The organism is Campylobacter sp. CH246 (assembly GCF_004378835.1).
GTDB lineage: Bacteria > Campylobacterota > Campylobacteria > Campylobacterales > Campylobacteraceae > Campylobacter_D > Campylobacter_D jejuni.
On record NZ_RYYA01000004.1, the window covers coordinates 19,248 to 31,856 of the forward strand.

The window sequence follows — 12,609 nt, forward strand, 5'->3', positions numbered from 1 at the left end:
TTACCCCTGTTCTTGAGATTGATGTTTTTTAATAACTTTAGCAATTTCATTAAAGAAATCGCTAGCATTAAATTTAACAAGATAGCCTTCTCCACCAGCTTCTTGAACACCTTTCTCATTCATAAATTCATTTGATAAAGACGAGTTAAAGACTATAGGAATATCTTTAAATCTTGGATCTTCTTTAATGCGTGCAGCAAAGTGGAAACCATCCATTTGTGGCATTTCGACATCGCTTACTATAATTTTTAAAGTATCATTTAAACTTTCACCATAAACTTGGCTTAATTCTTCTAATTTGTTTATGCCCTCTACGCCGTCCTTAGCTTCAACAACTTGAAAGCCCATCTGTTGCATCATTTCTTTGACGCGTTTTCTAGCAGTCATGCTGTCATCAAGTATAAGTGCTGTTCCAGTAAATTTTTCTATTTTTCCAAAATCTATATCTGTTTTTGGAGCGTAAATTCCTAAATCTTCAACAACACTTTCAAGATCTAAAATTAGCAACACTTCATCATTTTCAATGCGTGTTACACCTGTGATTTTACCTTTATCTAAAGCACCTGATCCTGTAGAAAAAGTTGCTGGTTCTATATCTTTCCAGTTTATTCTACGAATTCTTTTTGCTTCGTGAACTATAAAACCAATAAGGATATTGCTAAATTCAGTAATAATAACCCTAGGTTTTAACATAGTGCTTTCTGGCTCAGTGATTTGCATCCATTTGGCAAGATTGACTACAGGTATAACCACTCCACGAAGATCAAAGATACCTTCGATGTAATCAGGTACACCTGGAAGTTCTGTAAGGCTTGGGATTTTTATAATCTCCCTTACCTTAGAAACATTTACACCATAAATTCCTTCATAGACTTTATCGTGTCCTTGCTTAAAGATACGGAAATCGACAAGCTCCATTTCATTTGAACCCGTTTTCACGATATTTTCATCAAACATTTTGACCCCTCAATTTCTGTTCTCGAAATTTGATTTCTTGCTGATATTCTACTACAAAAAAACTTCTCTCATATGCAAAACTAGCTAAGTTAAGATATTTAATGTTTTCTTTGTTGATTTGATGATTTTGATGATAGTGTCCTTCACATACCCAAAATCCTAAATTTTCATATTTTTCATATCTTTTTTTCGCTAAATTTTCAAAATCTTTTATTTGATAAAAAAGGTTTTTTTTGTTTTGATTTTGAAGAATTTTATTTGAAATAAAATTACGAGTAGTAATATTTAAAAAATTCAAAAATACAAGCAAATAATGATTTCTTAATGTTTTCAGAGTAAATTGTAAAAGAGGTGGTAAAAAAATATCTCCGTGAGCTAATTTTATAAAAGCATTATTTAAAACAAGATTATTACCTTTACTTGTATGCAAATTAAGCTTTATGGGCTGCTCTTGTAAGTTAAAAATTTTTACCCTTTTAAAAAAACAAGAAAGATTAAAATCATGATTGCCTTCTAAGTAGATAATTTCAATTTTTAAGGCCAATTCTTCTAAAAGTTCTATGTAAGGTTTAGCAAATTCATGTGTAGCAGAGATTTCGCCTATAAGCAAATCGAAAATATCACCCATAAGTATGAGTTGAGGGGTGGAAATTTTACCTTTTTTTAAGGCTTGTAAAAATTCCCAAAATCCCTTTCTTTGTTCATTTTCATGAGCATCTGCGATTAAAATCGCTCCATTTTGTAGTAAAATTTTTTATCCTTAAAATTTCAAAGGCTCATAATTTATAGAAAGGATTTCAAATTCACTTTCACCTTTTGGCAAACGCACTTTAAAATCATCTCCTTCTTTTTTTCCAAGCATAGCTTTTGCTATTGGAGATGCGATGGAAATATAACCCTTATCTAAATTTCCTTCGCAAATTCCTACTAGAGTATATTTGCTTTCTTTTTCTGTATCCAAATCCATGATCACAACACTTGAACCAAATTTCACACTATCGTGCTCATAGCTTGAAGGATCGATCACTTGAGCTCTTGCTAGCAAGTCACTAAGCTCTGCAATACGACTTTCTATCAAAGCTTGCTTTTCTCTTGCAGCATGGTATTCAGCATTTTCTTTCAAATCCCCATGACTTCTTGCTGTATCGATTTCTATTACAACGGCAGGGCGTTGATTGTCTTTTAAATCTTTTAATTCTGCGGCTAACTTATCATAGCCAAATTGACTCATTGGTTCTTTTTGCATGATTTATCCTTTTATATTTCGTTTAGGATTTTTGCTAAATTTTTAGCACTTCCAAATTGTAAATATTCTTTTAAAAAATCAACTTTAGCAAAAAATGCCTTATAATCATATTTATTGTAAGCTTCATATAAATTTAAAACATTGACTTTATCTTGTAAAAATTCAGGGTTTAAAGCTTCTTTTTTAGCAAAATCACAAAAAATATTTGCAAGTCCTATGTGTTTTAATTTTACAAAAAGTTTTGCAATAAAAATATCAATAGCTTTTGCTTTATAAGCAAGAATAAAAGGAGTTCCCACCAAAGCCGCCTCTAAAGTAGCTGTTCCACTACAAATAAAGGCAAAATCAGCTTTTTTAAGCACTTTTGGGGTATTACTTTCTATCTTAAATTCACTAATATCACCATAAATTTCTAATTTTTCAAGATTAAATGAGGGAACGCAAAGAATTTTTTCACCCTTAAATTTTTGCGAGAGTTCTTTAAAAATAGGCATCAAACGCTTAATTTCACTACGCCTTGAACCTGGTAAAAAGGCTATAGTTTTTTCATCATCTTTTTTTGAAAATGTATGATTAATATCTTCTTGATTTTTAAATTCTTTTATCTCATCTAAAAGCGGATGGCCTACATAAGTGCTTTTGTTAAAAAACTGATTATCAAAGGGTAAAATAGAAGCTAAAATATCAAAATGACTTTCTATGATAGGTATGCGACCTTTTTTCCACGCCCAAACTTGAGGCAAGATATAATAAATGCGTGGAATTTTACTGCCTGATTTTTTTAAAGCCTTGGCAAAAGGTATGTTAAAAGCGGGCGAATCTATACATAAAATCCCATCTATTTTTTGAGTAAAACTTAAATTTACAAGCTCTTTTATAGCTTTTTTGGCTTTTAAAATGAGTGGCAAAACCTCTATAAAACCCATAGTACTAAACTCATGTGAGCTATAAAGTGGTTTAGAATTTAAATCAAATTCTTTACATAAACTCTCATCATAAATCCCATGAAGTTCAAATTCTCCAAAGTCTTTTTTATAAGCTTTTAAAACTTCTTTTAAATGCAAATTTGCTGAAGGTTCTAAAGCACAAACTAAAAAGGTTTTCATCTGAAAATATCCTCTATATTTAATTTAACAAAATCTTTGATTTCTTCTGAAGCGTTGTTGATATTTTTGTTATAAAAAAATAAATTTACTTTTATGTTTTTATCTTCATAAGTTAAATTTTTATTTTCAAATATTGCCCTAAAGCCTTTTAATTTAAATCTAGGATTATCTTCTATTTTTAAGCCTTTTGGATCTATAAAATATATAAAAAAATCTCCACTTTGTTTGTTTTTTAACCAAAATATAAAATCAGGATAAAATTTTCTTTCTTTTTGCTGTTCTTCATCAAAATAAGGAATATAAATTTCATCTTGATTTTCTACCAATTTAGAAAAATACCATTCATATTGTTCAAAAAAAGACAAATTTAAATTACTTTCTAAATCTTCTAAAAATTCTTTTTCACTTTTATTAGAAATGGCAAAATTAATCTTATTTTCTTTATCGTTTTTATTGTAAATGATTAAAGGGCTATAATAATGCTTGCTAAGTTTTGCACTAATTATATAGTTTTGTATCTCCTTGCTTTTTTGACTTTCTTTTATACCTTGCATTAGCTCATCTAAATTTATTTTTTTATTTTCAAAGTCTGCTTTTAATTCATATTCGCTTTTTGCATTTAAAACATCTTTTATAGTCTTATTAATTTTTTGAACGGTTTCAAAATCTAACTTTGCTTGTATATTTCTATGGTGTGTTATTTCTTCTTCTAACTTTACAAATTTATCCAAAACTTTGGCATTAGAATTTAACACACTATTAATTGTTTTTAATGTTGTTTTTTCATTAAACTCTACTCTATCTCCCGATAATTGTATTTTACTTTCTTTATTATTGCTAAATTTATAAAATTCTTCTAATGTAGAATATTTAAAATTTTTATACAAACACTGCTCTAAAATCAAAACATCCTCATCGTAAGATTTTATAAATTCTTTTAAAGATTTTGCTTCTTTTTCTGAAATTTTATAAATATTTTTTAGTTTTGCTTCGTTTTTATATTTTGGCACAGGTAAATTAAACGACAATTTTGTTTCTTTAAATCCTTTTAAATGCCTACTTTCCATAAATTCGCATTCTATACCCTCTATAATAGCTTTTATGGCTTCATTATCACTTGCCATTACAAAAAGAGTTTCTAAACCGCATGCTAAATTTACACCTCGCTCATCGATTTTAAACATCTCTTTTAAAGCATTTAATCTCTTTCTTATATTTAAGAAAGGTTCTATTCTAACACCTCTTCCTATAGTTTGTAAAACATATTTTTTAGCATTAATACTGCCTATATTGATAAAAGAAATTAAATTTACGCGATTGCTATCCCAACCTTCTGAAAAAACCTTACTTCCTAGCATTATATTGATAGAAGATTGTGAGCTATTGATGTTTTCAAAATGACTTTGTGATATATCGCTTATGCTTTCTACCCCAAGCTCAAGTAAAAAATCTTTTTCCCATTCTTTTGCATTTGAAATATTTAAAAGCATGAAAGGTTTGTTTGAATTTTTACTCTTAAAAGCTAATTCTTTATCATTTCCTTTAATACTATAACATTCTAAATTTGCATTTGCGTTTGCATAAAAAATATTTTCTCTAAGTTCATCGTTATTTGCATTTTTTATATATTTCAAAAAATCATTGCTTAGCGTATTTATACCAAAATGCAAATTTTGATTTTGAAGTTTTTTATAAAGCTCTAAAGCTATATTACCTATATCTACTTTATTTTTTAATACATTATACACTGCCTTAAAATATGCTTTTATACCCGCATCTTGAGTATTTACTTTATCAGAAACTGCTATGATTAAAGGATTATGATATTTAAAGTCTGATCTTTTTAAAAACAATTCTTTTTTTGATTTTACAATAGCATTGAATATTATAAAACTTTCTAAAATCGTTTTAATTTTTACTTCTTCGTTATTTTCACTTTTAAAATCTAAATTCTCATTTAAAACTGCTATATTTTTACCATATCCTTCTTGATTGAATTTTTGAAGATTATAATTATAAGCACAAGTTATAAAGTCTATTTCATCGTCAAAAGTGGCAGAAAAATTAAAAACAAAGCCTTTTGGAAATTCATCTTCTTTGATAAAACCTCTAGCAAGCTCATGATAATAGTTTTTTCTTAGTGATGTTTTACTATCGCCTCTATGAGCTTCATCTAACAATATATACCAACCATCTTTATTAAGATAATTTTTATAATTTAATCTTTTTGCTTTTTTATCTTTGCCTACATTTTCTTCACTCTCAAGTAAATCACTTCTTGCAAAATACACCACCGCTTCATTTAACAAACTAGCTTCTTTTTCTATGCTTTCAAAATCTTTTAAATCTTTTATTTTGATAAAATTACTGTGATGATTGTTGTATTTAGCTATATTTGCTTTGAATTGATTTAAAATCTTATCATTTGGTGCTAAAAGCATGATAGGCTTTTTAGGTAATTGATTATTTTTAATAAATTCATGTATCAAAGCTATAAGCTTGATCATAACTATGGTTTTACCGCTTCCTGTAGCCATCCAAAATGAAGCTCTTGCGATATGTTCTTTTTGTAGTTTTAAATTCTCACTTTCATCTTGATAAAATGCTAAAAGATTTCTGCGTTCTTGATTGTATTGATGTGAATTTAACTCATCTTTCATATAAAAAGAGAGTATGGCTAAAGCATTTTTAACACTTTCTTGTTGATAAAATTGCAAATTTATAGCTTGAGAAAAATTGCCAAAATCATAACTTTCATCAAGCTTTTGCACTAGTGATTTATCATGGATAAATTTATTTAACAATAAATGTTTTCTTGTATTTTGTTTTGCTTTAGCCATTATTTTTCCTTTAAAGCTTTAATTGTTTTTATCATTTGCAGTATGTAAAAATTCTTTACACGCTGAAATTTCTTACAATCACACATCTTGCAAGTGGTACAAAGGATGATGTTATTTTGCACTTTCATTCACCATGTTTACCAAAATCAAATCCAAAGAGCTTGTGTTTTTCACTAAGCTTAACACAAACATGCTCTTCCAAATTAAAATTATTTTCAATTGCATATTTATTTGCTTCGTTAAATTTTGTATCATGTATGGAACAAATATATTGATCTAAATTATCGTTTACATATTTTAAGGCTATGGCAATCTGTCTTTCATCTATAGAATCAAACAAAAGATTATCATGTCCTACAAATCCAATCAATTTTGGATTCAACTTATAAATTAACATATCATAAATAAATACTTTCATATTGTTAACACCATTGCTTTTATCTGCATCTATCCTTGCATTAATATCATACAAACGCTCTGTTTTAAAACTATTATTAATTTTAATATCTAAATATCCTTTATTATTTGTATAAAAATTAGATGAAATTTCTCTAAATAAAAGTCCTAGTTTATTTATCTGAATATCAATTTCATTTTCAAAATTTAAAAGCTCTCTCTTAAAAATATCTATTTCCAACTTGATGTCCGCTTGCTTTTGTTTTAAATCAACTACCAACTTTTTAATTCTTTGAGTTTTTTCTAGTTGCTCTATAATTTTTTCCTTTTCTTTTAATAAAGATTGATATTCATTTAAAGCACCTTTGTTTTCCAATTCTTTATAAAGAATAGATCTTTCATCGTCCATTTTTTTAATATCTTCCGCTAAAATACTAATTTCAATTTGCAAAGCCTTTTTATCTCGTTCAGCTTTTGCTCTCCTATTATAAAAAAGCTCATCGTGAAATTTTTTAACAGCTTCAATATGCTCTATGGTTGATTTTTCAAAGAAAAACTGAACCTCTCTATAAACATTACTAATTCTATCAATATCAATATCAAACTGCTTATTTAAATCAATAATTTTTTGTTTATTTTTTAATTGCCTTTCTTTAAATAGTTTTTCGTTTCGCATTTGTTCAATGGTATAAGTAATGTCATTGAGTTTTTTCTCTAGATCATAATAATTTTCTGCAATCTTAAAATTTGACAAGTTACTAGTTAACTCTTTAAGTCTCTCTTGTAACTCCAATTCATTTTCTTTATTATTCTCTTGTTCATATTCATTTAATTGCTGAATAATCTTATTATTTTCCTCTTGCTTTATCTTCAATTTGGATTTCTGATTTAAATAATCCAAATTTAACTTTAATAAAAAAGCATTTACATAATTATTTTGAAAAACTTTTTCTTTTTCTATTTGTTCTATAGGGTTTTTAAAAGATTGTATTCTGAAAAACCTTGAAAATATATTCCTAAAACTCAAAATAGAATCACTACTTGGTATTATATTTTGCAAATTTAATTTATAAAGTATTTCTGTATACTCTTTCAGGCTAATTTCTTTTTCATCAAAAAAAATCTTATCATAACTTCTTTCTACAAAATGTATTTTTTCATTTTGCGAAAACGATAAATTTAAAACTATATCTTTTTGTTGTAAAATATTTTTTATTTCGTCAACATTTTTATCTTTACCAAATAAAAAATCTATACATCGCAATGAAAGACTTTTCCCGACACCATTGCTTGTTTCTTTATTATTTTTTGTTTTCTCTCCAACTATAATATTCAAACCATCTTTAAAGTCAATAGGTTGAAATGTACTACAATTGCTACTAAGTCTTAAAAGTTTCATATAATAATCTCCAAAATATCTTCTTTGATTATTCTTAATTTTTTAATCATATATAAAAAATCTATTGCATACATAAAGGTTTCAAAACTAATTTTTTTAGGATAAATACGACTAAACTCACTATATAAATCATCTATAGCTTTTTTTTCTTGCAAAAGAATTTCTAAAATATATCCCCCAATTACAAATAAAGAATCTTCTATTTTAGTTAATTTATTTCCCATTACATTCATATTTATCTCCTATGTCACAAATATCAAAGAAATAAGCAATTACAATCCATAAAGCCAACCTAGAATTTTGATCAATTTTACAATTATTATTGCAAAAATATTCGATAGTTTTTTTCAAAGATTCTTCTGCATCATATTTCTCTCTAAAAAACATAAATTTTTCCTTTATAATTCTTCCAGTTTCTTCAAAATTATCGATTTTATTTTTATATTCTTCGATAATTTCATGTGATTTTCCTATACAAGTACCAAATAATTTTATAAAATCAGCATTTTTTATATTGATTTTTATTTTTTCTTGCACATTTGTATTAAATTTTTCCAATGCAAAATTCATATACGCATCATTAGCATCAAATTTCCGTAACTTAGTATTTTGTACTATAAAATCAACTGCTTTAAACAATGCATCTAAATTATTAAAATTAACAACATCATACTCATAATACAAAAGATTATAAACCTTATGCTTATCAGTCTTAGAGATGTTCAAAACTTGATTCAAAAGCATTTTTGTATCTATTAGTTTTATTTCTATTTGCTGATTTTGTACATTTAACTTATCAATAGTTTGCGATATTTCTGGAAAAATACCTTTAAAATCATCATTGACAACAAAATGCCATTCTTTAAAATTCCAATTAGAATTTTTAGCTCTTTCAAAATTAGTTTGGATTTTTGCAATCGTAGTTTTGGCATTAATATTTTCTGGTGCATAGCATTGTAAAACCAACTCACCAGGAACATATCCATCATTGCCACCATCTCCTTTTTGCCCCTGCGGTTTAATATCTTGAATATATGGATATCTCATTCTATAAATTTCAATAACAAATTTTTCAAATTCGGTAGTTTTTTTATAATGTACTGCTAATTTAAATCTATTTTCTATATCTAAATTAGTCATATTGCTACTTCTCCCACCAAATTAGATTTTTTAGTTTTGGATATTTGATTAAATCAATATTTTCTAAATTTACAGTATCACCATTTTCAAATTTGCAAGATTTTATGCCATTATCATCTATAAAAATATTTTTGATTTGAAGTCCTAAAAGATTTGACATCGTTAAAAATATATCAAATTCTTTATCATAAGCTTTCATATCAAGGCATATATTCTCGCCTTTTTTAAGTGCTTTTATGAGTTTGCGTGATTTTCTATAATCTATAAGAGAGTTTTCATCTAGCTCATACTCACAATTTTCTAAACTTTCTTCATAGCTTTCAAGTTCATAGTATCTAAAAGCGCCACCACCTTTAAATTCTGCTTCTTTGCTTATACCACAAACAAAACCATTTAAAACTTTTTTCATTCTTGGGATGATGACTTTGCAAAAATGCTCTCCCATTTCCACTCCAAGCCATTTGCGTTTTAGCTTATGTGCAGTAGCTATTGTCGTGCCACTTCCTAAATGATAATCAAAAACTATAGAATTTTCATTACTGCTTGCTTTTATTATTCTTTGAAGCAATTTTTCTTGTTTTTGTGTTTGAAAATTTAAAAATTCTTTTCCATGAGCCGTTGCCATTGATGGAATATCATTCCATACATCATACTGAGATTTTCCTAATAATATCCAAGTATTATTTACAAATTTTTGTGGCGGATAATATCTCTGATCTTTTTTCCACATCATATAATATTTTCCATTTTCATCTATGGAAAATTTATCATCATCTTCATAGGGAATTCTTACATCATCAAAATTAAAAATATGATTCTTTGTTTTATAATATAGTATAGTATCATGCTTTGGTGCAAATTTAATATTAGTATTTGTGGTACCCTTGTAATTCCACACAATTTCATTTACAAAATTCTCTTCCCCGAAAACTTCATTTAAAAGTTCTCTACCACGATAATTTGCATTGTAATCTAAATGCAAATAAAAACTTCCTTTATCGCTTAAAAATTCTTTTGCTAATTCCAAGCGATTATGCATTAAAGAAAGCCAAGTACTATCTTGAAATTTATCTTTGTAGTCAAAGTCACTTCCTGTATTAAATGGCGGATCTATGTAAATTAGATCTATTTTACCTTGATATTTTGGCATTAGAGAATTAAGTGCTTGAAAATTATCTGCTTTTACAAGCTCTCCATTTAAAATTTCATCTAAATTTTCAAAACTTTGCAAAAGTTTATAATAGTTTTCCTCGCTTAAATACTTTGTATCAAGCGGTAAGAATTTGTATTTTTCATCATTTATAGCCTTTATATCAAACTCATCATTTATGAAATTTAATTCTTTCCATTCTGCGATTTGCTCATTAAAATTTATATCTTTATATATGGAGTTTAAAATTTCATCAGCGTTATTTGAGTGTGATTTAATAGTATCTAAGCTAAATACATAGTGAGCATTTTTAGCAAATTTTGGCTTTAACCATATAGCTTTTAACTCATTTTCAAAGTCAGCTATAAAGTCAATGATAGCAAAAGCAATTTGTTTTAGATCATTGATCTCATCTATCTTTTCTTTAGTCCAATCAGTAATGTTATCATTCACATAAGAAAACAACCACAAATCAAATTGTTCTTTTAAAAATTCTTTCGCATTTTTATGGATAAAAAAATCTACTTCATTTTGTTTTTTATAAGTTTTAAAAAGTTTTTTTAGCTCTTCTTCTTTTATGTTTATTTGTGCATTTTTTAAAGTCTTTAAAAAAACATCGCTAAATTCACTTGAGTTTTGTTTAAATACATTTGCGCCATCATTATTTTTAGAATTTATCACTTTTATGTTTATATTATCATCTTGTATATTTTGCAAATAAAAATTGATTTTACTTTTATTATTATCAGCATTTTGCTCATACTCATCGGTAATAAAATTTAAAGTGTATTTTTTATCTTCACTTTGCAAGCTTAAAGGATTATAAATAGTATCTGATTTTACATAGTATAAATTTTGTGTTTTATAAAAAAGACTTGTGTCTTTTGAATTTGAATATACCCTTGCATAGATATTTTTATACATAGGTGTATCGTAAAAAAACGGCGTTCCTGTTTCGTTTAAATAGGTGCTAAAAAAATTATAAAGTTTATTATAAGTATCTGTATAAAGATTTTGTGTGTCTAAATAGTCTTTGATTTTTTGAAAATATTTTTCTTTTATAACAAGTAAATTTGTAAAACCATTTTTAGCTTGATTTTGCGAGTTTTTAATTTTCGCACCTAAATAACAATCCTCTAATTTTAAATAAAATGCTTTTTTATAATCCATACTTTACCTTTATATTTGCAAGTTAAAATAATATCTTTTTTTGACTTAAAAATCAAAGGTAAAACCTCTATAAAACCCATAGCACTAAATTCATGTGAGCTATAAAGTGGTTTAGAATTTAAATCAAATTCTTTGCATAAACTCTCATCATAAATCCCATGAAGTTCAAATTCACCAAAATCTTTTTTATAAGCTTTTAAAACTTCTTTTAAATGCAAATTTGCTGAAGGCTCTAAAGCACAAACTAAAAAGGTTTTCAAAAAATTTCCTTATCAATATTTTAAACATTTTATCTTATTTTGGCTTAATTAAAAGAAGTTATGCAAGAATACACGCTAAAAAGCGTGTATGAAGGTTTATTCTCTCCAGCCGTATTTTTTAAAAATTTCTTTAGCTTCCTTAGAACTTAAATAAGCAATAAAATCTTGTGTTTCTTTGCTCGCACCTTCTTTAGCTACTACATTAAAAGTTCTATAAACAACCAAATCTTTTTCTATAGCTACGGCAGTTCCTATGTCAGGATTGCTTTTTGACCAGTCAATCCAAGTGATCCAAGCATCGGCTTGATCTTGTGTGAAAAGCTTTCTTGCACTTCCACTATTTGGAACAAAAGCTACGATATTGTTTCTAAAATTTTGTATGGTTTTTATATCTTGAGTTCTACCTATCATATCTTCCCAAACTCCCGTTCCAGAAGTATTGCTCTTTCCAGCACCTTCAGGTACAACGATTCTTACTTTTTTATTAGCCAAATCTTTTAAACCTTTGATTTTTAAAGGATTGCCTTTTTGAGTAAGTATGATGGCTTCTCTAAAATACAAAGGCTTGATTTTACTCACATTAAAATCTTTTCCAAAATCACTCGCTATAGCTAAAGCCGATTGATCTGAAGCGCCAAATAAAATATCTGCATCTTTTTTAGCCTTTTCAAACCAAGTCGCTTGAGGGCCAAAATTTACATTTACTTTAACGCCTGTTTTTTCGCTATATTTGTTTGCTATATCTTTTAAGGCCGTGTGTGGGCCACCTGGTCCATAAAGGTTTACATCTGCATTTGCCATACTAAAAGCTAAGGCACATGCACCAAATAAAGTAATAATTTTTTTCATAGTATTTCCTTTTATGATAAATTTTTATTGATTGAAGGTGAGATTTTAGAAATTATATGTTAATAAATAGTTATAATGTAACAAAAATATTATTAA

At 27.1% G+C, this 12,609-nt stretch carries 10 protein-coding genes and 1 pseudogene; all 11 read right to left on the bottom strand.

Going from position 1 to position 12,609, the window contains the following annotated elements:
• Window positions 1-957: a chemotaxis protein gene (locus ELQ06_RS04045; RefSeq protein WP_002857365.1), complete on the bottom strand. Its 957-nt coding sequence runs from the start codon at window positions 955-957 to the stop codon at window positions 1-3.
• Window positions 950-1,708 carry a UDP-2,3-diacylglucosamine diphosphatase gene (locus tag ELQ06_RS04050; RefSeq protein ID WP_323468681.1) on the bottom strand — a complete coding sequence of 253 codons (759 nt, stop codon included), beginning with the start codon at window positions 1,706-1,708 and terminating at the stop codon, window positions 950-952. The genes ELQ06_RS04045 and ELQ06_RS04050 overlap by 8 nt, the downstream gene beginning before the upstream one ends.
• Window positions 1,709-1,717: 9 nt before the next feature.
• A complete protein-coding gene (gene greA, locus ELQ06_RS04055) occupies window positions 1,718-2,203 on the bottom strand; it encodes a transcription elongation factor GreA (RefSeq protein WP_002858660.1) in 486 nt (161 codons plus the stop codon).
• Between the two features lie 11 nt (window positions 2,204-2,214).
• Window positions 2,215-3,309 carry a lipid-A-disaccharide synthase gene (lpxB, locus tag ELQ06_RS04060; RefSeq protein WP_134237472.1) on the bottom strand — a complete coding sequence of 365 codons (1,095 nt, stop codon included), beginning with the start codon at window positions 3,307-3,309 and terminating at the stop codon, window positions 2,215-2,217.
• Window positions 3,306-6,149, bottom strand: coding sequence for a DEAD/DEAH box helicase family protein (locus ELQ06_RS04065; RefSeq protein ID WP_052797875.1), 2,844 nt, complete (start codon window positions 6,147-6,149; stop codon window positions 3,306-3,308). The genes lpxB and ELQ06_RS04065 overlap by 4 nt, the downstream gene beginning before the upstream one ends.
• Window positions 6,150-6,273: 124 nt before the next feature.
• Window positions 6,274-7,944, bottom strand: a complete 1,671-nt coding sequence (locus ELQ06_RS04070) for a DUF2326 domain-containing protein (protein WP_052797874.1) — start codon at window positions 7,942-7,944, stop codon at window positions 6,274-6,276.
• Entirely contained in the window at window positions 7,941-8,177 is a 237-nt protein-coding gene (locus tag ELQ06_RS04075) for an ABC-three component system middle component 6 (protein WP_052797873.1), read from the bottom strand. The genes ELQ06_RS04070 and ELQ06_RS04075 overlap by 4 nt, the downstream gene beginning before the upstream one ends.
• Window positions 8,158-9,084, bottom strand: a complete 927-nt coding sequence (locus ELQ06_RS04080; RefSeq protein ID WP_052797872.1) for a hypothetical protein — start codon at window positions 9,082-9,084, stop codon at window positions 8,158-8,160. The genes ELQ06_RS04075 and ELQ06_RS04080 overlap by 20 nt, the downstream gene beginning before the upstream one ends.
• Before the next feature lie 4 nt (window positions 9,085-9,088).
• Window positions 9,089-11,404, bottom strand: coding sequence for a DNA methyltransferase (locus ELQ06_RS04085; protein ID WP_052797871.1), 2,316 nt, complete (start codon window positions 11,402-11,404; stop codon window positions 9,089-9,091).
• 35 nt (window positions 11,405-11,439) lie between these two features.
• A pseudogene (locus ELQ06_RS04090) lies at window positions 11,440-11,664 on the bottom strand (lipid-A-disaccharide synthase); the annotation flags it as partial.
• A gap of 96 nt (window positions 11,665-11,760) precedes the next feature.
• On the bottom strand, window positions 11,761-12,513 hold the full coding sequence (gene peb3 / locus ELQ06_RS04095) for an AcfC family glycoprotein adhesin PEB3 (protein ID WP_002860324.1): 753 nt from the start codon (window positions 12,511-12,513) through the stop codon (window positions 11,761-11,763).
• Window positions 12,514-12,609: the final 96 nt, after the last annotated feature.

What these genes read in the sequence shown, in the direction of transcription:
- ELQ06_RS04045 (WP_002857365.1), bottom strand. Translation starts at nt 957, where the DNA reads ATGTTTGATGAAAATATCGTGAAAACGGGTTCAAATGAAATGGAGCTT.
- greA (WP_002858660.1), bottom strand. Translation starts at nt 2,203, where the DNA reads ATGCAAAAAGAACCAATGAGTCAATTTGGCTATGATAAGTTAGCCGCA.
- lpxB (WP_134237472.1), bottom strand. Translation starts at nt 3,309, where the DNA reads ATGAAAACCTTTTTAGTTTGTGCTTTAGAACCTTCAGCAAATTTGCAT.
- ELQ06_RS04065 (WP_052797875.1), bottom strand. Translation starts at nt 6,149, where the DNA reads ATGGCTAAAGCAAAACAAAATACAAGAAAACATTTATTGTTAAATAAA.
- ELQ06_RS04070 (WP_052797874.1), bottom strand. Translation starts at nt 7,944, where the DNA reads ATGAAACTTTTAAGACTTAGTAGCAATTGTAGTACATTTCAACCTATT.
- ELQ06_RS04075 (WP_052797873.1), bottom strand. Translation starts at nt 8,177, where the DNA reads ATGAATGTAATGGGAAATAAATTAACTAAAATAGAAGATTCTTTATTT.
- ELQ06_RS04080 (WP_052797872.1), bottom strand. Translation starts at nt 9,084, where the DNA reads ATGACTAATTTAGATATAGAAAATAGATTTAAATTAGCAGTACATTAT.
- ELQ06_RS04085 (WP_052797871.1), bottom strand. Translation starts at nt 11,404, where the DNA reads ATGGATTATAAAAAAGCATTTTATTTAAAATTAGAGGATTGTTATTTA.
- peb3 (WP_002860324.1), bottom strand. Translation starts at nt 12,513, where the DNA reads ATGAAAAAAATTATTACTTTATTTGGTGCATGTGCCTTAGCTTTTAGT.